This is a genomic window from Mycolicibacterium celeriflavum, from assembly GCF_010731795.1.
Lineage (GTDB): Bacteria > Actinomycetota > Actinomycetes > Mycobacteriales > Mycobacteriaceae > Mycobacterium > Mycobacterium celeriflavum.
The window spans coordinates 1,072,317-1,092,141 of the sequence record NZ_AP022591.1; the positions used below are offsets into that span (position 1 = coordinate 1,072,317).

The window sequence follows — 19,825 nt, forward strand, 5'->3', positions numbered from 1 at the left end:
CGACATGGCGGTTCTGGTCGAAACACCGCCGTCTGCGCCTAGAGTGTTGCCGGACCGATGAACTCGACGCCCGCGCGGATCGCTGGGCGATGCCGAAGAATTCGGTAGTGCGCCAGCCGGCCGAGGCCCTTGGTGGTCATCAACCGCGCGCCCGGCCAAGACGCGACGACGCGCTGGCTCGTCTCGTAGGGCGTATCCGGGTCATCCGGATCATGGATGAGCAGCAGCGGCGGGTAACCGGTGCGGGCGCCGACGACAGTCATGTTGGTTTCGTACAGCGGCATCTCGATGCGGTGTTCGAGGCGGCGGTGCAGTCCGGCGCGGATACGGGGGCCGAAGCCGTGGCGTTTGGCGAAATAGTCCAGATAGAGCGGGAATTCGCCCATCGGCGCGAGGTAAACCAGCCGCTCGACTTTCGCGCCATAGGCGATCGCGAACGTCGTTGCGTTCGCGCCGAGGGAGTGGGCGACGACCGCGCGGGCCGGCCCGTGTTCGCGGATCATTGCCCCGACCGCGTGTGCGCATTCGATGGCCGTGGTGCGCCCGGGCTTGAGTGCGCCCGCTTCGGACTCGTTGTGGCTGGGCAGGTCGAACGCGATCACCCGGTGACCGGATTCGATGAGCGGTTTGACGAACATCCCCAGGTGTGGGCGCCGCCCGCCCCAGCCGTGCACCAGATATACCGGGGGCCCCTCCCCCCACGATTCACCCACGACCCGGTAACCATTCCAGCGCGCTTCGATCGGCTCGCCTGGCGTGACGCCGGGCGGCATGCGCAGGTTCGACTCCATGACCGGCGGGGTGCACCACAGTTCGACTGCCCACCGCGACCCGATGCCGGGCGCGAAGCGCTCCAGCCACCAGAACGCCCGACGGACACGCGGGTCGACGGGCGGTTCGATGCCCGATCCCTCTAGTTCGACGGCGACTGCACGGTCTGCTTCGGTCACGCGGGCCCCATCAACACATCGGCGTCGAAGCAGGTGTGGTCGCCGGTGTGGCAGGCGGCGCCCACTTGGTCCACCTCCAGCAGCACGGTGTCACCGTCGCAGTCCAGCCGCACCGAGTGCACGTGCTGCGTGTGGCCCGACGTCTCGCCCTTCACCCAATGCTGCTGCCGCGACCGCGAAAAGTACGTCGCCCGGCGAGTTTCCAATGTGCGGGCCAACGCGATGTCATCCATCCACGCCACCATCAACACCTGTCCGGTGCCCCGTTCCTGCACGACCGCGGTGATCAACCCGTCGGCGTCGCGTTTGAGCCGCGACGCGATATCTGCATCCAAACTCACCGCACCACGATCCCCTCCGCGGCCATCGCCGCCTTCACCTGCCCGATGGTGAGTTCACGGAAATGGAACACGCTGGCCGCCAATACGGCGTCGGCTCCCGCGACGACGGCGGGCGCGAAATGTTCCGGCGCACCGGCCCCACCGCTGGCGATCACCGGGACGTTGACGGCCCCGCGCACCGCCTCGATCATCGGCAGATCGAAACCCGCCTTGGTCCCGTCGAAATCCATGGAGTTCAACAGAATCTCGCCGACACCGAGTTCGGCTCCGCGCATGGCCCACTCGACGGCGTCGATGCCGGTGCCGCGCCGCCCACCGTGTGTGGTGACCTCCCACCCCGACGGCGTGGGCTCCTGGCCCTGTGGCACGGTGCGGGCGTCGACCGACAGCACGATGCACTGAGAGCCGAACTGCTGCGCCAACTCGGCGAGCAGTTCGGGGCGGGCGATCGCTGCGGTGTTGACCGCGACTTTGTCCGCACCTGCACGCAGCAGCACGTCGACATCGGCGACCGAGCGCACCCCGCCGCCGACGGTCAACGGGATGAACACCTGCTCGGCGGTCCGCTTCACCACCTCCAGCATGGTGGCCCGCCCCGAGGAGGAGGCGGTGACATCGAGAAACGTCAATTCGTCGGCGCCCTCGGTGTCGTAGGCCGCCGCCAACTCCACCGGATCGCCTGCGTCGCGGAGGTTTTCGAAGTTGACGCCCTTGACCACCCGGCCGTCGTCGACGTCCAGGCAAGGGATGATCCGTACTGCGAGGTCCTTCGCGTTCATCAGAAGTCCTCGGGATCGCCGACCGCGCGCAACAAGTCCAACAGCTGGCCGTGCACGCCGGGGACGCCGGCGAGCACCGACGGCGAGTCCACCGTCCAGTCCGCGCCGACGAGGTCGGTGACGACTCCACCGGCCGAGCGGATCAACGCCACACCCGCGGCGTGGTCCCACACGTGGCCACCGAAACTGATTGCCCCACCGAGAGTTCCAGCGGCCGTGTAAGCGAGGTCGATGCCCGTGGCCCCATGCATGCGCATGCGCGAGCACTTGCGGCTCAAGCTTTCGATCACGGCCAATCGGTAGCGCCCGGGCACCCTGCCGCGGGAGTCGACGTTGAACGTGCTGACCCCGACGATCGAGTCCGACAGGTCCGCGGGCTTCAATGCGGATTGCTCGACGCCGTTGCTGCGCAACGGTCCACCGACCACCCCGGTGAACCGCTCACCGGTGAACGGCACCCACGTCAACCCGGCGACCGGTTCCCCGTCGCGCAACAGGCCGAGCAGTATCGCGGCCATCGGCGAACCCGCGGCGTAGTTGAATGTGCCGTCGATCGGGTCGAGCACCCACACCAGCGGCGAATTCAGGTCCGCGCCGCCGAACTCCTCACCGTGTACCTCGACCCCCGTTCTGCTGGTGAGCGCTTCGACCACCTGGCGTTCGATCGCGAGGTCCACCTCGGTGGCGAAGTCGTTGCCCTTCTTCTGCACGGCCGAATCGGCGCGGTGGCCCTCGATGAACGGTTTGGCGGCGTCTTCGAGGACCTGCGCGGCCTCGCCGACCAGTGCGTCGAGATCGGCCACCTCCAGCGCCATCTACCGCTCCACCGCTGCCAGCGCTTCCGGCAGCGTGAACCGCCCGGCGTACAACGCTTTTCCGACGATCGCGCCCTCGACACCGCGGTCGGTCAGAGTGGCGATCGCCCGCAGGTCGTCGAGGCTCGACACCCCTCCGGACGCGATCACCGGGGCGTCCGTTCGTTCGCTCACGTTCGAGAGCAGTTCGAGGTTCGGCCCGTTGAGGGTGCCGTCCTTGGTGACGTCGGTGACGACGAAACGCGAACAGCCTTCCCGGTCAAGCCGTTCCAAGACCTCCCACAGGTCGCCGCCGTCGGTCTCCCAGCCGCGGCCGCGCAGCCGGTGATCACCGTCCACGATCTTCACGTCCAGCCCAACGGCCACCTTCTCGCCGTGCTCGGCGATCGCCGCGGCACACCAGTCGGGGTTCTCCAGCGCCGCGGTACCGAGGTTCACCCTCGCGCAGCCGGTGGCCAGCGCCGCCGTAAGCGAGTCGTCATCGCGGATGCCACCGGACAACTCGACGGCGACGTCCAGTTTGCCGACGACTTCGGCCAGCAGTTCGCGGTTGCTGCCGCGGCCGAACGCGGCGTCGAGGTCGACGAGGTGGATCCACTCCGCGCCGTCGCGCTGCCAGGTCAGCGCCGCCTCCAGCGCCGAGCCGTACTCGGTCTCACTGCCTGCCCGGCCTTGCACCAGACGAACAGCGCGGCCCTCGACCACGTCGACGGCGGGAAGAAGAATCAATCGCTGGAGCACGTCGGTCAACCTAATGCCTTCACCCAGTTGGCGAGCAACGCGGCACCCGCGTCGCCGCTCTTCTCCGGGTGGAACTGCGTCGCCGACAGCGGGCCGTCCTCCACCGCGGCCAGGAACGGCACATGGTGGGTGGCCCACGTCAGCTTGGCGGCTGGATCACCCTCCCACTGTTGGGCCGCATACGAGTGCACGAAGTAGAACCGCGTGTCCGGGTCCATTCCGGCGAACAGCGTGCTGCCTTCGGGAGCGTCGACGACATTCCAGCCCATATGCGGGATCACCGGTGCGTCGAGTCGCACCACGGCGCCCGGCCACTGACCGCAACCGGTGGTCTCGACCCCGAACTCCACGCCGCGGGCGAACAGGATCTGCATGCCGACGCAGACGCCGAGCACCGGACGGCCGGCGGCGACCCGGTCGGCGATCAGCTTCTCGCCGTCGATCTTGCGCAGCCCCGCCATGCAGGCCTCGAACGCGCCGACACCGGGGACCACGAGGCCGTCGGCCGCGTCGGCGGCTCGCTTGTCGGAGGTCACCTCGACATCGGCGCCGACCCGCTGTAGCGCGCGCTGTGCCGAGCGCAGGTTCCCCGAGCCGTAGTCCAGGATGACGACTTTCGGCGAAGGTCCCGTCACAGCGTGCCTTTCGTCGACGGCACACCGGTGACGCGCGGGTCGTACTCGACGGCCTGCCGCAGTGCGCGGGCGACGGCCTTGTACTGCGCCTCGGTGATGTGGTGCGGGTCGCGGCCGTAGAGCGTGCGCACGTGCAGGGCGATGCGCGCGTTCATTGCCAGCGACTCGAACACATGCCGGTTGACGACGGTGTGGTACGGCGCCTGCGAGCCGGCGATCGTGAAGCGCAGCAGGTGATCCGGTTCGCCGGTGTGCACGCAGTACGGCCGGCCCGATACGTCGACCGCGGCGTGCGCGAGCGTCTCGTCCATCGGGATCCACGCGTCACCGAACCGGCGGATGCCCTTCTTGTCGCCCAGCGCCTGTCCCAACGCCTGCCCCAACACGATCGCGGTGTCCTCGATCGTGTGGTGGCCCTCGATCTCGATGTCGCCCTTGGCGCGCACCGCCAGGTCGAAGCTCGCGTGGCTGCCCAGGGCGGTGAGCATGTGGTCGAAGAACGGCACCCCGGTGTCGACGTGCACGCGACCGGTGCCGTCGAGGTCGAGTTCGACGACGATGTCGGACTCCTTGGTCTTGCGTTCGATTTTCGAGCGGCGCGGCGCGGGCTGGGACTGAGTCACGATGCTCCTACTGGGGATAGTTCGGTCGCGGCCAGGCGGGCGCTGGCGGCCAGCAGCGCGTCGTTCTCTTCGGCCAAACCGGTGGTGGCGCGCAGATAACCGGGAATACCGACGTCGCGGATCAGGATTCCCGCCTCGAGGTAGCGCTGCCAGGTGGCGGGTGCATCGGCGAATTCACCGAACAGTACGAAGTTGGCGTCGCTGTCGATCACCCGAAACCCCATGTCGGACAATGCCGCGCAGACGCGGTTGCGTTCGGCGATGAGGGTGGCGACGCTGCCGAGGGTGTCATCGGCATGGCGCAGCGCGGCGCGCGCGGCGGCCTGGGTGACCGAGGACAGGTGGTACGGCAACCGGACCAGCAGCATCGCTTCGATCACCGCGGGAGCGGCGATCAGATACCCCAGTCGGCCGCCCGCGAATGCGAACGCCTTGCTCATCGTGCGGGTGACCACGAGCTTGGTCGGATACCGGTCGATGAGGTGCACCGCGCTGGGCTGCGACGAGAACTCGCCATACGCCTCGTCGACGATGAGGATGCCGCTGTGCATGGCGTCGAGCAGCCGACGCAGGTCGTCGAGCGGAACGCTCTGTCCCGACGGGTTGTTCGGGCTCGCGACGAACACGATGTCGGGGTTGCGCTCGGTGATTGCCGCGACGGCGACGTCGATGTCGATGCTGAAGTCCACGGCCCGGTTGGCCACCAGCCACGCGGTCCGGGTGCCGTCGGCGATGATCGGGTGCATCGAGTACGACGGCACGAACCCGATCGCGCTGCGGCCCGGCCCACCGAAGGCCTGCAGGAGTTGCTGCAGGATTTCATTGGAACCGTTTGCCGCCCAGACGTTTTCGACACCAAGATGGGTTCGGGTCTGCGCCGAGAGGTAGGTCGCCAGGTCGGTACGCAACGCCACCGCGTCGCGGTCCGGGTAGCGGTGCAGGTCGCCGGCGACCGCAGCGACCGATGCCGTCACGTCGTCGATGAGCGCCTGCGTCGGCGGATGCGGGTTCTCATTGGTGTTCAGCCGCACCGGGACGTCCAACTGCGGTGCGCCGTAAGGCGTTTTCCCGCGCAGGTCCGCACGCAACGGAAGATCATCGAGCGTCACATTGTCACCGGGCAGGTCACTGGGCGTCACCGTTCGAACCTCCGCCGCACCGCTTCGCCGTGGGCGGGCAGGTTCTCGGCCTCGGCCAGGGTGATGACGTAGCCGGACACGTCTTTGAGCGCGGCTTCGTCGTAGTCGACGACGTGGATGCCGCGCAGGAAGGTCTGCACCGACAACCCGCTCGAGTGCCGTGCGCAGCCGGCCGTCGGCAGCACGTGGTTGGATCCCGCGCAGTAGTCGCCGAGGCTGACCGGCGCGTACGGGCCGACGAAAATCGCGCCCGCCGAGCGGATCTGGCCGACGACTTCGCGCGCATCGACGGTTTGGATCTCGAGATGTTCGGCGGCGTACGCGTTGACCGTGCGGATGCCCGCGTCGAGGTCGTCGACGAGCACCGTCGCCGACTGCCTGCCGCGCAGCGCCGCGGTCACCCGCTCGCGGTGCACGGTGGTCTCCAGCTGCTTGCCCAGCTCACGGTCGGTCGCGTCGGCCAGCTCGACGCTCGGCGTGACCAGCACGCTGGCGGCCATCTCGTCGTGTTCGGCCTGGCTGATCAGGTCGGCCGCGACATGGCCGGGGTCGGCGGTGTGGTCGGCCAGGATCGCGATCTCGGTGGGGCCCGCCTCGGCGTCGATGCCCACCTGCGACCGGCAGATGCGCTTGGCGGCGGTGACGTAGATGTTGCCTGGTCCGGTGATCATGTCGACGGGCACGAGTTCGGTGCCCTCGGTGTCGGTGCCGCCGTACGCCAGCAGCGCGATGGACTGCGCCCCGCCGACGGCCCACACCTCGTCGACGCCCAGCAGCGCCGCGGCGGCAAGAATCGTCGGGTGCGGCAACCCGCCGAAGTCGACCTGTGGCGGGCTGGCGATCACCAGCGAGTCCACCCCTGCGGTCTGGGCGGGCACCACATTCATCACCACGCTCGACGGGTAGACGGCGTTGCCGCCCGGCACGTACAGCCCGACCCGCTCCACCGGCACCCAGCGCTCGGTCACCGTCGCCCCGGGCGCCAGTGTCGTCGTGGTGTCGCGGCGGCGCTGGTCGGCGTGCACGGCGCGGGCCCGCTCGATCGCGACCTCCAACGCGGCGCGGACGTCGGCGCCCAGGTCCGCCAACGCCGCGGCCAGGCGATCGGGTGGCACGAGGACCTGCGCAGGGCGCACACCGTCGAACGTTTCGGTGTACTCCAGCGCCGCCTGCGCGCCGCGCTGGGCGACCGCGTCGACGATCGGGCGCACCCGGGGAACCACCGCGTCCACGTCGACCCCGCCGCGCGGCAGGGCGGCCCGCAACCGCGCGGCGGACAGCTGCGCGCCGCGCAAGTCGATGCGCGCGATCGGCCGCGGCGATAGATTCACGCTGTCCATTCTCCCAGAGCAGACCAAATCGGTTATGGAGGCGCCATGAAAGCCAGTGAGCATCCCAACAATGCGCCCGGCGTTCCCATGGTGTTTCCGCCTTGGGTGGAGAACTTGCAGGTCAAGTACTTCAATCCGATGATCAGGCCGTTCTCGCGCCTCATCCCGGGGATGGCGACGATAAAACACCGCGGCCGGAAATCCGGCAAGCCGTACGAGACGATCGTCACTGCGTTCCGTAAGGGCGACACGGTGGCCATCGCACTCGGTCACGGCAAAACGGACTGGGTGAAGAACGTGCTGGCCGCCGGCGAAGCCGATCTGCACCTCATCCGCCGCAATCTGCACCTGGTCAACCCGCGGATCGTGCCCGCGAGCAGCGGTGCGCAGGGTTTGCCGCTGATGGCGCGGCTCCAGGCGGGACGAGTGGCGATCTTCGTCGCCGACGTCGCCCGAGGTACTTGAGCGCGCTCGACGCCGTCAAAGTCGCGGCCCGGACGTAGCTGAACCGGTAGCTACTTGCAGAGCGCGGTGATGGCCTTGTTCTCGGCGTCGGCGTCGGCGAGCCGCTTCGCTTGCGCCGGATCGTCGTTCGGCACCCCCGCGGTGGCGTGGGCACCGATGTCCATCAGGTTGTTCGCGAACTGGCGAATTTTGTCGGCGAGCTCCGGCGGGGCGGCGGGGTGCAGCCGCTGCAGCAGGTACTGACCGCCGTCGTACAGCGAGATTCGCGCATTGGCGGCGACCGCCTGGGCGCCGGTGACGTCCTGCGGCCCGCCTTCGGGTCGCAGGTTCGTGTTGAGCGAAACGCCTTTTCGGACGACGTCCGCGGCCCGGCACACCGTGGCCTTGGCGTCGGCGATCTGGGCGGCCTCGTACTCGGGCTCGGAGGAGTTCGTCTGATAGAGCGTCCACCCCGCGACAGCCAAGGCAGCGACGGCGATGACCAGGCTGACGATGGTCAGCACAGTGAGGCGGCGCGACGAATCCTCATCCACGCGACTGATCGTAGTGGTCGCTACAGGTCGAGCCCGATATCGAGCACCCGCATCGAGTGGGTGAGCGCGCCGACCGCCAGATAGTCGACACCGGTGCCCGCGTACTCGGCTGCGCTCTCGAGGGAGAGCCCACCGGAAGATTCCAGCTTCGTCCCCGGCGACCGGGAGTCGCGGCGCTGCACCGCGATCTGTGTCTGCCACACCGGGAAGTTGTCCAGCAGCACGAGTGCCCCGGGCCCCAGGTTCTCGGACAGTACTTCGTCGAGCTGCTCGAGCGAGTCCACCTCGACTTCGCAGTCGATGTCGGGCGCGGCGGCGCGTACCGCACGCAGCGCGGCGACCACGGAACCGGCGGCCGCGACGTGGTTGTCCTTGATCAGCGCGGCGTCGCCCAGCCCCATCCGGTGGTTGACGCCGCCGCCGACGCGCACCGCGTACTTCTGCAGCGCTCGTAGGCCCGGCAGCGTCTTGCGGGTGTCGCGGATATTCGTCGCCGTCCCGGAAACCGCCTCCACCCACGCCGCGGTCGTAGTCGCGATGCCCGAGAGATGGCAGACCAGGTTCAGCGTGGTCCGCTCGGCCGTCAAGAGTCCCTGAGTGGGCGCCTCGACGGTCAGCACCGTGCCGCCCGGTTCGAGCCGGGCCCCGTCCTCGACGCGATGCTTGATCAGATAACCGTCGGGGCCGAGTACCGCGTCGAGGGCCAGCAGTGCGATGTCCACGCCCGCGATCACGCCGGCCTCGCGAGCCACCATCGACGCCGTGGTCCGAGCGTCCGGTGGCACCGTGGCCAGCGTGGTGACGTCCGGGCCGAAGCGCAGATCTTCTTCCAGACCGCGCGCGATCACCCTGCGAGCCTCGGCGAGCTCGTCGGCGGTCAGCTCCATCAGCAGCACGCCCCCGCCGCGACGAGATTGCGCGACAGCGCCGGATCGGTGTCGGGGTAGTCGCGCCGGTGGTGGCAGCCGCGGGATTCGGTCCGCGCCAGCGCGGCCGCCGCGACCGCTCCCGCAGCGGTGGTCAACGCCACGTCCTCGAAGTCGCCACGTGAGGCGATCACCCGTGGCGACGCGGCGTCCAGTTCCGCAGCCAGGACACGCAGGCCGTCGCCATCGCGCACCACACCGGCATTCCTGGTCATCGCCCGCTGCAGATCGGCCCGCGGCAGGGCTCGCCGCACAGCCGGCTCCGGTGGCCGCGCCGTCACCGGCCCGGCGGCCAAAGCGTATGTCGCAGCGGCCTTTCCGGCGCGCCCACCGACGACGAGGCCTTCGAGCAGGCTGTTGGACGCCAGTCGGTTCGCGCCGTGCATCCCCGTGCGTGCCACCTCGCCCGCAGCGAACAGGCCGGCGATGTCGGTGCGTCCGTGCACGTCGGTGACCACGCCGCCGCAGCTGTAGTGCGCGCCGGGCAGCACGGGAATCGCCTCGACGGTGGGATCGATGCCCGCCGCCCGGCATGCCGCGGTCACCGTCGGGAACCGCTTCGCGAAATCCTCGATCCGCCGGGCGTCGAGGAACACACACGGCGCACCGGTCTCCTCCATGCGGGCGTGGATCGCCGCTGCCACCGCATCCCGCGGCGCCAGATCACCCATCGGATGGACGCCGTCGGTGACCGAACGACCTTGCGAATCAACGAGTATCGCACCCTCGCCGCGGACGGCCTCGGTGATCAGCGGCCGCCTGCCCGCGTTGTGACCGTCGAACAACATGGTCGGGTGGAATTGGATGAACTCGATGTCACTGACCGGTAGGCCGGCCCACATCGCCAGCGCGACACCGTCTCCCGTCGACCCGTCGGGGTTCGTGGTGGCCGAGTAGAGATGACCCAGTCCCCCGGTCGCGAGAATCACCGACGGCGCGTGCACCACACCGAGGCCGTCCTCGTTGAGCACCAGAACTCCGGTGACGGCTCCGGCCTCGTGCAGTATTTCGACCGCGACGTGATTGTGGCGGATATCCAGTGTGGCGGCCGCGATATTGAGGGCTCGCTGCACCTCCGCGCCGGTCGCGTCGCCGCCGGCGTGGATGATCCGGCGTCGCGAATGGCCGCCCTCTCGGGTCAGCGCCCACGACCCCGGCGCCGCTTCGTCGAAACTCGCCCCGTCCGCCACCAGGTCGAGGACCGCGCGGTAACCGTCGGCCACGATCGAGCGCACGGCATCGGGATCACACAGGCCTGCGCCTGCGGCCAGCGTGTCGGCGACGTGCGCCTCGATCGAATCGCCGTCCTCCCGCAAGGTGTCCGGGAGCACCACGGCGATCCCACCCTGCGCGTAGAACGTCGCGGTGTCACCGGTCTTGCTCAGCACCATCACTTTTCGACCGCGGCGGTGCGCTGCGAGCGCGGCGACCAGACCTGCCACACCGGTACCGATCACCACGACGTCGGCCCGCTGCTGCCATTGGCCGGACCACCGTCCCGAACCGCAGGCGAGTGGGCGCGTCATTCTCCGCCGCCGGGCTGACCGATCGCGATCATGCGCTGCACGCTGGCGCGGGCCAGGCGCGCGGTCCCCGGGTCGACGTCGACTTCGTCCCTGCCCTCCACCAGACACCGCAGCAGCGCGGCGGGGGTGATCATCTTCATGAACTTGCACGAGGCACGGTCGTTGACCGCCATGAAGTCCACACCCGGTGCGGCACGGCGCAATTGATGCAGCATGCCAACCTCGGTGGCCACCAGCACCTGCCGTGCTCCGGTCTCGCGCGCGGCGTCGAGCATCCCGCCGGTGGACAGGATCTTGACCCGGTCCTCGGGGAACGCGCCCTCGCCGGCGAGGTACAACGCCGATGTGGCGCAACCACACTCAGGATGAACGAACAGTTCGGCATCGGGGTGAGAACGGGCCTGGTCGGCCAGCTCATCGCCGTTGATACCGGCGTGCACATGGCATTCGCCGGCCCACACATGCAGGTTCTTGCGGCCGGTGACGCGCCGGACGTGTGCGCCGAGGAACTGGTCCGGGCAGAACAGCACCTCGCGGTCCTCGGGGATGGACGCCACCACCTCGACGGCGTTCGAAGAGGTGCAGCAGATGTCGGTCTCGGCCTTCACCGCCGCGGTGGTGTTCACATAGGAGACCACGACCGCTCCAGGATGCTCGGCCTTCCACTCCCGCAGCTCGTCGGCGGTGATTGAGTCGGCGAGCGAGCAGCCGGCCCGCTGGTCCGGGATCAACACGGTTTTGTCCGGCGACAGAATCTTGGCCGTCTCGGCCATGAAGTGCACCCCGCAGAACACGATGGTGTCCTCGGGCACGTCGGCCGCGATTCGCGACAGCGCCAGGGAGTCACCGACGTGGTCGGCGACGTCCTGGATTGCGGGTAACTGGTAGTTGTGCGCCAGCAGCGTTGCGCCCCGCAGGTCGGCGAGGCGGCGCACCTCAGCGGCCCACTCCTCATCGCCGTCGACGCCGGAAAAGCCGGTCGGACCATCGACGATCCGGCTCGACAAATGGTCTGCGGGCATCCGGTCGAGAACCGTCATGGCCACCTCCTTCGTCGGAAACGGGTTTTCGACTTACAATCGAAAACATGGATCATATTAGCACCGCGCATGAGGTGCTCGCCGCCGTGTTCCAGGTTCGGGAGCTCACCGGTGGGTCCTCTGCGGGGAAACCGGCACTTCACGTGCTGTTGTGGCAGCGGGCGCTCGACCCGCAGCGCGGCAGGTGGTCGCTGCCCGGCGGACGACTCGGCGCCGACGAGGACCTGACCAGCTCCGTGCGCCGCCAGCTGGCCGAGAAGGTGGATCTTCGTGAGCTTGCTCACCTCGAACAACTCGCGATCTTCTCCGATCCGAAGCGGGTCCCCGGCGTCCGGACGATCGCGTCGACCTTTCTGGGGCTGGTGCCCTCCCCCGCGACCCCGGAGCTACCGCCGGACACTCGTTGGCATCCGGTGAGCGACCTGCCACCGATGGCGTTCGACCACGGCACCATGGTCGAGCATGCCCGCACCAGGCTGGTCGCCAAGCTCTCTTACACGAATATCGGATTCGCGTTGGCGCCAACGGAATTCGCGCTGTCGGCATTGAGAGACATCTACAGTGCCGCGCTCGGCCACCACGTCGACGCGACCAATCTGCAACGCGTGCTCGAACGCCGTCACGTCATCACCCGCACGGGCACCACAGCGCGGTCCGGCCGCAGCGGGGGCCGGCCTGCGGCGTTGTACCGGTTCACCGAGTCGCGCTACCGGGTGACCGACGAATTCGCCGCATTGCGCCCGCCCGGGTGAGTCGACTGGATCCTTAACGCTCTCTTAAGCAAGAATGGCCGAATGTCTCTGGGCAATGCCGCGCCAGCATCGGGTGCCGAATGGATCGGGTACGTCCCCCACGAGGACCTGACCCGCGGCGCCCGCCCGCGGCTTCCCGCCGACGACCCGTTCTACGAACCACCGAGCGGTTTTCAGCACGCCGAACCGGGCACCATTCTGCGCAGCCGCGATGTCGAGCTGGCCTTTCTCGGATTCGTTCCGCAGAAGTTCACCGCCACGCAGCTGCTCTACCGCACCACGGACATGAACGGAGCCCCGGAAGCGACCGTGACCACGGTGATCGTGCCGACCGAGCGCGCCGAGCGGGCGGTGATCCCTGTGGTTTCTTACCAGTGCGCGATCGACGCGGTGAGCTCGCGCTGCTTCCCGTCCTACGCGCTGCGCCGCAAGTCCGTGGCCCCCGGCGCGCTGGCACAGTTCGAGTTCCTCCTGATCGCCGCTGCCCTCGCCGAGGGCTGGGCGGTTTCGGTGCCCGACCACGAGGGGCCGCTCGGCTCGTGGGGCACGCCTTACGAGCCCGGCTACCGCATCCTCGACGGCCTGCGTGCGGCCGTCAGCTGCGAGCGTCTCGGACTGGACGAATCCGCACCGATCGGGCTCTGGGGGTATTCCGGCGGCGGGCTGGCATCGGCCTGGGCCGCCGAGATGCACAACCAGTACGCGCCAGAACTCAACATCGTCGGGGCGGTCCTCGGCTCCCCCGTCGCCGACCTCGGCAGCGCCTACCGACGGCTCAACGGCAGCATGTACTCGGGGCTGCCGGCGATGGTGGTCGCGGCGTTGACCCACGTCTATCCGGAACTCGACCGGGTCATCCAGAAACACGCGACCGAAGCGGGCAAGGCCATGCTGCTGCGGATCGAGAACATGACGACCGCGCACGCGGTATTGCGGTTCGCCGGTATGGACATGGGCAAGCTCGTCGACCGGCCACTCAACGAGATCCTGGATATGCCCGAGGTCAAGCACATCTTCGACAGCATCAAGTTGGGCACCGCGGTGCCGACCCCGCCCGTACTGATCGTGCAGGCCGTGCACGACAAAATCGTCTCCGTCGACGACATCGACGAGCTCAGTGAGATCTACCGCTCCGGCGGCGCGTCGGTCACCTACCACCGCGACCTGTTCAGCGAGCACATACTGCTGCATCCGATGTCGGCGCCGATGGCGCTGCGCTGGCTGATCGACCGCTTCGACGGCAAGCCGGTGTCCGAGCACCTGGTCCGCACGACCTGGCCGACGCTGCTGAACCCGATGACCTACGTCGGAATGACGCGGCTGGCCAAGATCGCGGTCAAGGTGATGACGGGCCGGAAGGTGGAACGCTCTCCGCTGTGACCGGCGGGACGAACGCCGGTACCTCGACCGGCGGCCAGGCGCCCAGATCGTCGCGCGACGTGGACACCGCGGTCAAGGCGTAGACGAGCGCGGCGACCGCGGCGGGGAACAGGATCGTCAACGCCGCCAGCACCGGGGTCTGCCCGAAGAACACCGGCGGCGCCTCGGTGACGTAGTGCACGCGGTGTTCGGGCGTCACCGGCGCGGCGGCCACGTCGATCGTCCCGTACCGCAGGTGCACGAGCAGCGCGCCCACGCCGGCGGCGGTTCCCGCGGCCAGCATGCAGCCGGCCGCCAGCGCCGCCAGCGTCACCGGCCCGCGGTGCGCCCGCCATTGCCACACCAGCACTGCGGCGACGACGGCCATGGCGCAGAGCATGCCGACGAGCAGGAACGCCGCGACGAAGAAATGGTCACCCTCGTTGCCCAGGTAGGCCCGAACGCGATCGCCGCCGCGTGTCAGCGCCACCACACCGTGGATCGGCGGCGCCAGCCACGACCACAGCGCCCCGGTCAGGACACCGGCCACCGCCAACGCCGCCATCACGGTCAGCGCCGCGCGGCCACGCGAAATACGCGGTGCGGCAACATCATTCATCGTTGGTCCAGATCCTTCGAGTCGGTCACGCCGTGTCGCGAGCAGCTGGCGGACCAGCCGTCGGGCCGCACCTGGACGATCATCCGCCGACCGCACTCGGCGCAGTAGCGTGGCGGTTCCAGGCTCAGGCTTGCGGCGGTGGGTACAGCGGTGCCGTCCGGTTCGCCGGTGTAGACGTTGAACGCCATGCGTAACAGAGTGGCTCAGAGAGTGGCGTTGAGCGCCTTGATCGGCATCTGCAGATCGTCGAGCAGTTCGAGGTCGGACTCGGCCGGTCGGCCGAGCGTGGTCAGGTAGTTGCCGACGATCACCGCGTTGATCCCGCCGAGGATGCCCTTTTTGGCGCCGAGATCGCCCAAGGTGATCTCCCGCCCGCCCGCGAAGCGCAGCATCGTGCGGGGCAGCGCCAGGCGGAACGCGGCGACCGCCCTGAGCGCATCGGAGGCGGGCAGCACCTCCAAGTCGCCGAACGGGGTGCCCGGCCGCGGATTGAGGAAGTTCAACGGCACCTCGTGCGGATCGAGTTCGGCCAGGTTGGCGGCGAACTCCGCACGTTGCTCCAGCGTCTCGCCCATGCCGAGGATGCCGCCGCAGCACACCTCCATGCCGGCCTCACGGACCATCCGCAGGGTTTCCCAGCGCTCTTCCCACGTGTGGGTGGTGACGACGTTGGTGAAGAACGACCGCGCGGTCTCCAGGTTGTGGTTGTAGCGGTGCACGCCCATCTCCGAGAGCCGCTCGACCTGATCCTGGCTGAGCATGCCCAGCGAGCAGGCGATCTGGATGTCGACCTCGTTGCGGATCGCCTCGATGCCGGCGGCGACCTGGGCGAGCAGTCGCTCGTCGGGTCCGCGCACGGCGGCGACGATGCAGAACTCGGTGGCTCCGGTCTTCGCGGTCTGCTTGGCGGCCTCCACCAGGCTGGGTACGTCCAGCCAGGCGCTGCGCACCGGCGAGGCGAAAAGCCCCGACTGTGAACAGAAGTGGCAGTCCTCGGGGCAGCCGCCGGTCTTGAGGCTGATGATGCCCTCGACCTCGACGTCGGGTCCACACCACTTCATCCGGACGTCGTGCGCGAGTTCCAGCAGGTCGTCGAGGCGGTCATCCGGCAACTGCAGCACCTGCAGCGTCTGATCCTGGTCGAGGCCTTCACCGCGTTCGAGCACCTGCTCGCGCGCCACCGCCAGAATGTCGCTCACCTAGTCGTCCTCTCGTCACTTGAACACGTCGGCGGGCCGACACTTGAACACGTCGGCGGGGCCGACACTTGAACGGTGTTCAGGTTAGGGTACTGGCGTGCAGCTTCACAAACGCGACGTGGTCGATGCGGCTACCGCTCTGCTGGACAGTTACGGCCTCGCCGACCTCACCATGCGGCGGCTGGCGCGCGAGCTCGAGGTCTCCCCCGGCGCGCTGTACTGGCATTTCGCGAACAAGCAGGAACTGCTCGGGGCGGTCGCCGACCGCATCCTGGACGGTGTGCCGTCCGCGACGGGGATCGTCGCCGTGTGCAATCGGCTCAGGGATGCGCTGTTGTCGCACACCGACGGCGCGGAGTTGGTGTCGGCCAGCTTCGCGGCCGGCCAGTCCGCCGCGATGACGCGCGTCGTGGCACGCCTGACGGACGCGGCGACCGAGGCCGGCGTCGACCGGGAGCACGCCGAGTTGGCCGCGCGCACCGTCGTCTACTACGTGTTGGGCTTCACCGTCGACGAGCAGTCCCGCCTGCAGTGGGACGCCGCAGGCGCCGAGCTGCCCGATGAGCAGTCGGCGCTGACTGACGATGCGACCGCCCGGTTCGGCTTCGGTGTCGCGTTACTCGTCAACGGCATCCGCGTCGCCGAGATCGACACCAGCGCGGGAATTGCCGAGCGTGCTACGCGCTAACGTCGATCTGGGCGCCAGCCGCGGGATACCAATGCAGTCCATGCCCGTTCAACCACGTCCTTGTCGGTGTCTTCCTTGATCACACGGACGACGATCCAGCCCATGTCGGCCAGCTTGCGCAGCACGCGCATGTCCTTCACATACGCCGCACGGTTGGTGCGGTGTTGATCACCGTCGTATTCAGCGGCCACCATGTAACTCTCCCAAGCCATGTCGGCCCAGCGGACAACTCTTGCGCGTTCGTCAACAATCGGGACTGCGTGGTCGGACGCGGAAGACCCGCGTCGATGAAGAGCAGCCACAGCCGGCTCTCTTGCGGTGAGGCGCCACCACCGTCGACCAACGGCAGAAGCTCCCGCAACTGCCGTACTTGGCGTGCGGAGCGGTGGCGCTTGGCGAGCAACAGGACTTCTTCAATTGAGAACACTCTTGATCGCATCAGCGCGTCAAGGCGGGCGACCGCTTCGCCGCGCTCGAGATGGCGACCGAGATCGAATGCTGTGCGAGCCCGGGTTGTTACCGGTATCCCTGCGACACGGGTGATTTCGTCTTCCGCGAGCGCCTCGTGGCGCACAATCAGACCAGAGTGCCTGCGGGAGTTTCGAAACACCAGCTCGATGGGAACGTCGGCGTCGACCCACGCGGCTCCGTGTAGGGCCGATGCGGCAACACCCGCTATGACAGCACGCCGGCGAGACCATAGCCAAGCCCCGATGGTCCGGTCGCGCAGCGTGGGCGCGGCTTCCTTCGGGACGTAAACGTCGCGGAAAATCGGGCGATACCATCTTCGCAGCTGGTACTCAGTCAGTTTGGCGGCGGCGATGGCCTCGCTGCCGATGAACACCTCCCCCATGGGCCGATACTGACATGGCCCGAGGTGGGGAATGTGCACCAAAAGTGTTGTCGAGATTGACGCCACCGTGCTCTTGTACGCGTAGATAACGCGCTATCGTCGACCTCGACGTTCAGCAGTCAGATCGGATACTCCTGCTTGGAGTTTCCATCCCAGCGGCGCAGGCCGATGAAACTGCCGGCGATCTCCGACGGCCTGCCCGCGATGCGCAATGCTCGGCCGAGCTGGGCCCCGCGCAGCCTGCGGGCCAGCGTCGTGTGGCCGGTCCACTGTCCTGGTGCCGAGTTCGCCATCGCCGCGGGGTGCATGTGCGGCAGGCAGAGCCGGAACACCTCGGCGTGGACGGCAAGCAGGTCGGCCGTCGGGACGATCAGCCGCGTCAGGATCAACTGCGAGCGACCGAACAGCAGTGGCGCACCGATCACGCATCGAAGCGGGAAGCGGTCGGCCAGCGCGGCAAGCGGCCCGTCCGCCTCGGCGTCGATCTGCTGCGCGACGGTCAACGTGACGTGCGGGCGGCTCGCCGGTGCCTGACTCGGAATTCCGTTCTCGCGCAACTCGTCCCAGATGCGACGGATCGACGCCTCGGTGTCCGGGTCGAAGACCAGCTCGACGGAATGCACCATTCGGCTATACCAGGCTTGCGATCCAGTCGGGGTCGAACGCCGACGCGCTCATCGCCGCGAACTCCGCGGCCGTCATCGTCCCCGCGCCGGCGGGCAGCACCGCCCGCAGCGGCGCCAACTCGGCCAGTGCCTCGCGGTTACCCTGTTCGGCGACACCCGGATCGGCCGGCCACGCGCCGATCACCAGGCCGGCGCATGAAAGACCGTGCGCATCAAGTGCTTCCAGCGTCAAGGCGGTGTGGTTCAGCGTGCCGAGCCCGGCATGGACGACGATCAGCACCGGGGCAGCCAGGTCGACCGCAACATCGCGCAGCGTCGCCCTTTCGCCGATCTCGACGAGCAGGCCGCCGGCACCCTCGACCAACGTCAGCGAGGCACCGGCGCCGCGCACCGACGCCACCAGTTCCGCACGGGTGGGCAGCGTCATGCCCGCACGATCGGCGGCGACCCGCGGCGCGAGTGGTTCGGGATACCGCCACTGTCCGACAAGGCGCGAGACACCCGAAAGCCTCCCGACGTCGGCGAGATCGTCGTCGCACGGACTTCCCGTCTGCACCGGCTTGCACACCGCGACGTCGATACCCGCCTGCCGGGCGCAGCACGCCAGCGCCGCGGTGGCGACGGTCTTACCGACGCCGGTGTCGGTGCCGGTGACGACGAGCGTGCTCACCGGCGCGCGGTCGCCAGCACGTCGCCGAGAACCTCACTTGCCAGGCGCATTTCGTTGTCGGTCAGCGATACCCGCGCGGTCAGCCGCAGCCTCGAGGTGCCCGCGGGCACGGTTGGCGGCCGGAAACACCCGACCCGCACACCACGCTCCAGGCAGGCCACCGCCGCGCGGAACGCAACCTCGGGCTCGCCGAGGAGCACCGACACCACGGCCGACTCCGGCCGCTCGGACACCGAGCAGATCGAGGCCAGCTGCGCGGCGTGCTCCAGCACGGTCTGGGCACGCCAGGGCTCGGCGATCAGCACATCCAACGCCGCCCACGCCGCGCCGACCGCGCCGGGGGCCAGGCCGGTGTCGAAGATGAACGGTCGTGCCGCGTCGATCAAATGGTCGCGCACCGCGGCCGGGCCCAGCACCACGCCGCCCTGGCTGCCCAGCGCCTTGGACAGCGTCGTGGTCATCACGATGTCGGGCGCCCCGGCCAGACCCAGTTCGTGTAGCAGGCCGCGCCCGCCGACGCCTCGCACACCGAGACCGTGGGCCTCGTCGACGAGCAGCAGGGCGCCATGGCGTCGGCAGACGTCGTGCAGCGCGCGCAGCGGAGCCATGTCGCCGTCGGCGGAGAACACCGAATCCGTCAGCACGACGGCGCGCTCCTCGTCCCGACCGGCCAGCGCCGCCTCCACCGCAGCGACGTCGCGGTGCGAGGTCACCACGACGCGGGCACGCGACAGCCGGCATGCGTCGACCAGCGAGGCGTGGGTGAGCGCGTCGGACACCAGCAGGGATCCGGGGCCCGACAGTGCCACGACCACTCCGAGGTTCGCGGTGTAGCCCGAGGAGAACACCAGCGCCGACTCGGCCCCGACGAATCCGGCCAATGCCTGCTCGAAGCCCTCGTGAAGCTCGGTGTTGCCGGTGACCAGCCGACTTCCCGTCGACCCGGCACCCCAGGTCCGTAGAGCCTCGACACCGCCCGAGATCACCGCGGGGTGTTGCGACAGGCCCAGATAGTCGTTGGAGGCCAGGTCGAGTTCTGCGCCGACAGGAGGGCGGGCACGCAGCGACCGGCGCAGGCCCGCCGCACGCCGCCTCTGCTCGACGTCGTCGAGCCACGCCAACGGCGAAAGACCTGCTCGCGTCACCGGAGCTCCTCACGGACTTGAACGGTGTTCAGGTTAGGGCACCGGCGCGCGCCTGCACAAATGCCGTTGC

The 19,825-nt window shown here is 68.7% G+C and carries 23 protein-coding genes and 1 pseudogene; 4 read left to right on the forward strand and 20 right to left on the reverse strand.

Going from position 1 to position 19,825, the window contains the following annotated elements; genetic code table 11:
* Positions 1 to 38: 38 nt before the first annotated feature.
* Genes G6N18_RS05100 through hisD form a run of 9 tightly spaced genes read right to left on the reverse strand, consistent with a single transcriptional unit; the run spans position 39 to position 7,363 of the window.
* Positions 39 to 950, reverse strand: a complete 912-nt coding sequence (locus G6N18_RS05100; RefSeq protein WP_067221091.1) for an alpha/beta fold hydrolase — start codon at positions 948 to 950, stop codon at positions 39 to 41.
* The gene (gene hisI / locus G6N18_RS05105) at positions 947 to 1,291 is read right to left on the reverse strand and encodes a phosphoribosyl-AMP cyclohydrolase (protein ID WP_083006315.1); all 345 of its coding nucleotides are present in this window, start codon (positions 1,289 to 1,291) and stop codon (positions 947 to 949) included. Before hisI ends, G6N18_RS05100 begins: the two co-directional genes overlap by 4 nt.
* Positions 1,288 to 2,070 carry an imidazole glycerol phosphate synthase subunit HisF gene (gene hisF, locus G6N18_RS05110; protein WP_067221085.1) on the reverse strand — a complete coding sequence of 261 codons (783 nt, stop codon included), beginning with the start codon at positions 2,068 to 2,070 and terminating at the stop codon, positions 1,288 to 1,290. Before hisF ends, hisI begins: the two co-directional genes overlap by 4 nt.
* On the reverse strand, positions 2,070 to 2,885 hold the full coding sequence (locus G6N18_RS05115) for an inositol monophosphatase family protein (RefSeq protein ID WP_083006313.1): 816 nt from the start codon (positions 2,883 to 2,885) through the stop codon (positions 2,070 to 2,072). Before G6N18_RS05115 ends, hisF begins: the two co-directional genes overlap by 1 nt.
* Positions 2,886 to 3,635, reverse strand: a complete 750-nt coding sequence (gene priA, locus G6N18_RS05120; RefSeq protein ID WP_082949323.1) for a bifunctional 1-(5-phosphoribosyl)-5-((5-phosphoribosylamino)methylideneamino)imidazole-4-carboxamide isomerase/phosphoribosylanthranilate isomerase PriA — start codon at positions 3,633 to 3,635, stop codon at positions 2,886 to 2,888.
* Positions 3,632 to 4,261 carry an imidazole glycerol phosphate synthase subunit HisH gene (hisH, locus tag G6N18_RS05125; RefSeq protein ID WP_067221078.1) on the reverse strand — a complete coding sequence of 210 codons (630 nt, stop codon included), beginning with the start codon at positions 4,259 to 4,261 and terminating at the stop codon, positions 3,632 to 3,634. Before hisH ends, priA begins: the two co-directional genes overlap by 4 nt.
* The gene (hisB, locus tag G6N18_RS05130) at positions 4,258 to 4,884 is read right to left on the reverse strand and encodes an imidazoleglycerol-phosphate dehydratase HisB (protein ID WP_067221074.1); all 627 of its coding nucleotides are present in this window, start codon (positions 4,882 to 4,884) and stop codon (positions 4,258 to 4,260) included. The genes hisH and hisB overlap by 4 nt, the downstream gene beginning before the upstream one ends.
* Positions 4,881 to 6,008: a histidinol-phosphate transaminase gene (locus tag G6N18_RS05135; protein WP_067221136.1), complete on the reverse strand. Its 1,128-nt coding sequence runs from the start codon at positions 6,006 to 6,008 to the stop codon at positions 4,881 to 4,883. The genes hisB and G6N18_RS05135 overlap by 4 nt, the downstream gene beginning before the upstream one ends.
* Before the next feature lie 11 nt (positions 6,009 to 6,019).
* Positions 6,020 to 7,363 carry a histidinol dehydrogenase gene (gene hisD, locus G6N18_RS05140; RefSeq protein ID WP_179962365.1) on the reverse strand — a complete coding sequence of 448 codons (1,344 nt, stop codon included), beginning with the start codon at positions 7,361 to 7,363 and terminating at the stop codon, positions 6,020 to 6,022.
* A gap of 36 nt (positions 7,364 to 7,399) precedes the next feature.
* On the opposite strand from hisD, the gene G6N18_RS05145 reads away from it, so the two are divergent.
* A complete protein-coding gene (locus G6N18_RS05145) occupies positions 7,400 to 7,819 on the forward strand; it encodes a nitroreductase family deazaflavin-dependent oxidoreductase (RefSeq protein WP_067221069.1) in 420 nt (139 codons plus the stop codon).
* A gap of 50 nt (positions 7,820 to 7,869) precedes the next feature.
* Here G6N18_RS05145 and G6N18_RS05150 read toward each other — a convergent pair whose 3' ends face one another.
* From G6N18_RS05150 to nadA, 4 genes are read right to left on the reverse strand one after another with little or no spacing between them, the layout of a single operon-like run.
* Entirely contained in the window at positions 7,870 to 8,352 is a 483-nt protein-coding gene (locus G6N18_RS05150; protein ID WP_067221066.1) for a hypothetical protein, read from the reverse strand.
* Between the two features lie 20 nt (positions 8,353 to 8,372).
* Positions 8,373 to 9,239, reverse strand: coding sequence for a carboxylating nicotinate-nucleotide diphosphorylase (gene nadC / locus G6N18_RS05155; RefSeq protein WP_083006330.1), 867 nt, complete (start codon positions 9,237 to 9,239; stop codon positions 8,373 to 8,375).
* Positions 9,239 to 10,804, reverse strand: a complete 1,566-nt coding sequence (locus G6N18_RS05160; RefSeq protein ID WP_083006311.1) for an L-aspartate oxidase — start codon at positions 10,802 to 10,804, stop codon at positions 9,239 to 9,241. The genes nadC and G6N18_RS05160 overlap by 1 nt, the downstream gene beginning before the upstream one ends.
* Positions 10,801 to 11,844 carry a quinolinate synthase NadA gene (gene nadA / locus G6N18_RS05165; protein WP_067223849.1) on the reverse strand — a complete coding sequence of 348 codons (1,044 nt, stop codon included), beginning with the start codon at positions 11,842 to 11,844 and terminating at the stop codon, positions 10,801 to 10,803. The genes G6N18_RS05160 and nadA overlap by 4 nt, the downstream gene beginning before the upstream one ends.
* A 74-nt stretch (positions 11,845 to 11,918) precedes the next feature.
* On the opposite strand from nadA, the gene G6N18_RS05170 reads away from it, so the two are divergent.
* Complete coding sequence (locus G6N18_RS05170) at positions 11,919 to 12,596, forward strand: NUDIX hydrolase (RefSeq protein ID WP_179962414.1); 678 nt, start codon at positions 11,919 to 11,921, stop codon at positions 12,594 to 12,596.
* Positions 12,597 to 12,638: 42 nt separating this feature from the next.
* Positions 12,639 to 13,976, forward strand: coding sequence for a lipase family protein (locus G6N18_RS05175; protein WP_083006307.1), 1,338 nt, complete (start codon positions 12,639 to 12,641; stop codon positions 13,974 to 13,976).
* On the opposite strand, the gene G6N18_RS05180 is transcribed toward G6N18_RS05175, so the two are convergent.
* The 3 genes from G6N18_RS05180 to bioB are packed head-to-tail and all read right to left on the reverse strand — an operon-like array spanning position 13,933 to position 15,773.
* Entirely contained in the window at positions 13,933 to 14,574 is a 642-nt protein-coding gene (locus tag G6N18_RS05180; RefSeq protein WP_083006305.1) for a DUF2567 domain-containing protein, read from the reverse strand. The two genes, G6N18_RS05175 and G6N18_RS05180, sit on opposite strands and share 44 nt — an antisense overlap.
* Complete coding sequence (bsaP, locus tag G6N18_RS05185) at positions 14,571 to 14,762, reverse strand: biotin synthase auxiliary protein BsaP (RefSeq protein WP_083006303.1); 192 nt, start codon at positions 14,760 to 14,762, stop codon at positions 14,571 to 14,573. The genes G6N18_RS05180 and bsaP overlap by 4 nt, the downstream gene beginning before the upstream one ends.
* A gap of 15 nt (positions 14,763 to 14,777) precedes the next feature.
* Entirely contained in the window at positions 14,778 to 15,773 is a 996-nt protein-coding gene (gene bioB / locus G6N18_RS05190) for a biotin synthase BioB (RefSeq protein WP_067223482.1), read from the reverse strand.
* Between the two features lie 97 nt (positions 15,774 to 15,870).
* Here bioB and G6N18_RS05195 point away from each other — a divergent pair, with 97 nt between their 5' ends.
* Positions 15,871 to 16,461 carry a TetR family transcriptional regulator gene (locus G6N18_RS05195; RefSeq protein WP_083006301.1) on the forward strand — a complete coding sequence of 197 codons (591 nt, stop codon included), beginning with the start codon at positions 15,871 to 15,873 and terminating at the stop codon, positions 16,459 to 16,461.
* Here the strand turns inward: G6N18_RS05195 and G6N18_RS05200 are convergent.
* The 4 genes and pseudogenes from G6N18_RS05200 to G6N18_RS05215 all read right to left on the reverse strand — a co-directional run bounded on the left by G6N18_RS05200 (position 16,458) and on the right by G6N18_RS05215 (position 19,755).
* Positions 16,458 to 17,314: pseudogene (locus G6N18_RS05200) on the reverse strand (hypothetical protein). The gene G6N18_RS05195 and the pseudogene G6N18_RS05200 overlap by 4 nt on opposite strands.
* A 119-nt stretch (positions 17,315 to 17,433) precedes the next feature.
* A complete protein-coding gene (locus G6N18_RS05205; RefSeq protein ID WP_083006299.1) occupies positions 17,434 to 17,940 on the reverse strand; it encodes a 2'-5' RNA ligase family protein in 507 nt (168 codons plus the stop codon).
* A 4-nt stretch (positions 17,941 to 17,944) separates the two neighbouring features.
* Positions 17,945 to 18,610 (reverse strand): dethiobiotin synthase, encoded by a 666-nt coding sequence (gene bioD / locus G6N18_RS05210; RefSeq protein ID WP_083006297.1) that lies wholly within the window; start codon positions 18,608 to 18,610, stop codon positions 17,945 to 17,947.
* On the reverse strand, positions 18,607 to 19,755 hold the full coding sequence (locus tag G6N18_RS05215) for an 8-amino-7-oxononanoate synthase (protein ID WP_083006295.1): 1,149 nt from the start codon (positions 19,753 to 19,755) through the stop codon (positions 18,607 to 18,609). The genes bioD and G6N18_RS05215 overlap by 4 nt, the downstream gene beginning before the upstream one ends.
* Positions 19,756 to 19,825 lie beyond the last annotated feature (70 nt).

Coding starts and splice junctions, on each gene's coding strand:
- hisF (WP_067221085.1), bottom strand. CDS start 2,070: ATGAACGCGAAGGACCTCGCAGTACGGATCATCCCTTGCCTGGACGTC.
- G6N18_RS05115 (WP_083006313.1), bottom strand. CDS start 2,885: ATGGCGCTGGAGGTGGCCGATCTCGACGCACTGGTCGGCGAGGCCGCG.
- hisD (WP_179962365.1), bottom strand. CDS start 7,363: ATGGACAGCGTGAATCTATCGCCGCGGCCGATCGCGCGCATCGACTTG.
- G6N18_RS05145 (WP_067221069.1), top strand. CDS start 7,400: ATGAAAGCCAGTGAGCATCCCAACAATGCGCCCGGCGTTCCCATGGTG.
- nadC (WP_083006330.1), bottom strand. CDS start 9,239: ATGGAGCTGACCGCCGACGAGCTCGCCGAGGCTCGCAGGGTGATCGCG.
- G6N18_RS05160 (WP_083006311.1), bottom strand. CDS start 10,804: ATGACGCGCCCACTCGCCTGCGGTTCGGGACGGTGGTCCGGCCAATGG.
- nadA (WP_067223849.1), bottom strand. CDS start 11,844: ATGACGGTTCTCGACCGGATGCCCGCAGACCATTTGTCGAGCCGGATC.
- G6N18_RS05175 (WP_083006307.1), top strand. CDS start 12,639: ATGTCTCTGGGCAATGCCGCGCCAGCATCGGGTGCCGAATGGATCGGG.
- G6N18_RS05180 (WP_083006305.1), bottom strand. CDS start 14,574: ATGAATGATGTTGCCGCACCGCGTATTTCGCGTGGCCGCGCGGCGCTG.
- bsaP (WP_083006303.1), bottom strand. CDS start 14,762: ATGGCGTTCAACGTCTACACCGGCGAACCGGACGGCACCGCTGTACCC.
- G6N18_RS05205 (WP_083006299.1), bottom strand. CDS start 17,940: ATGGTGCATTCCGTCGAGCTGGTCTTCGACCCGGACACCGAGGCGTCG.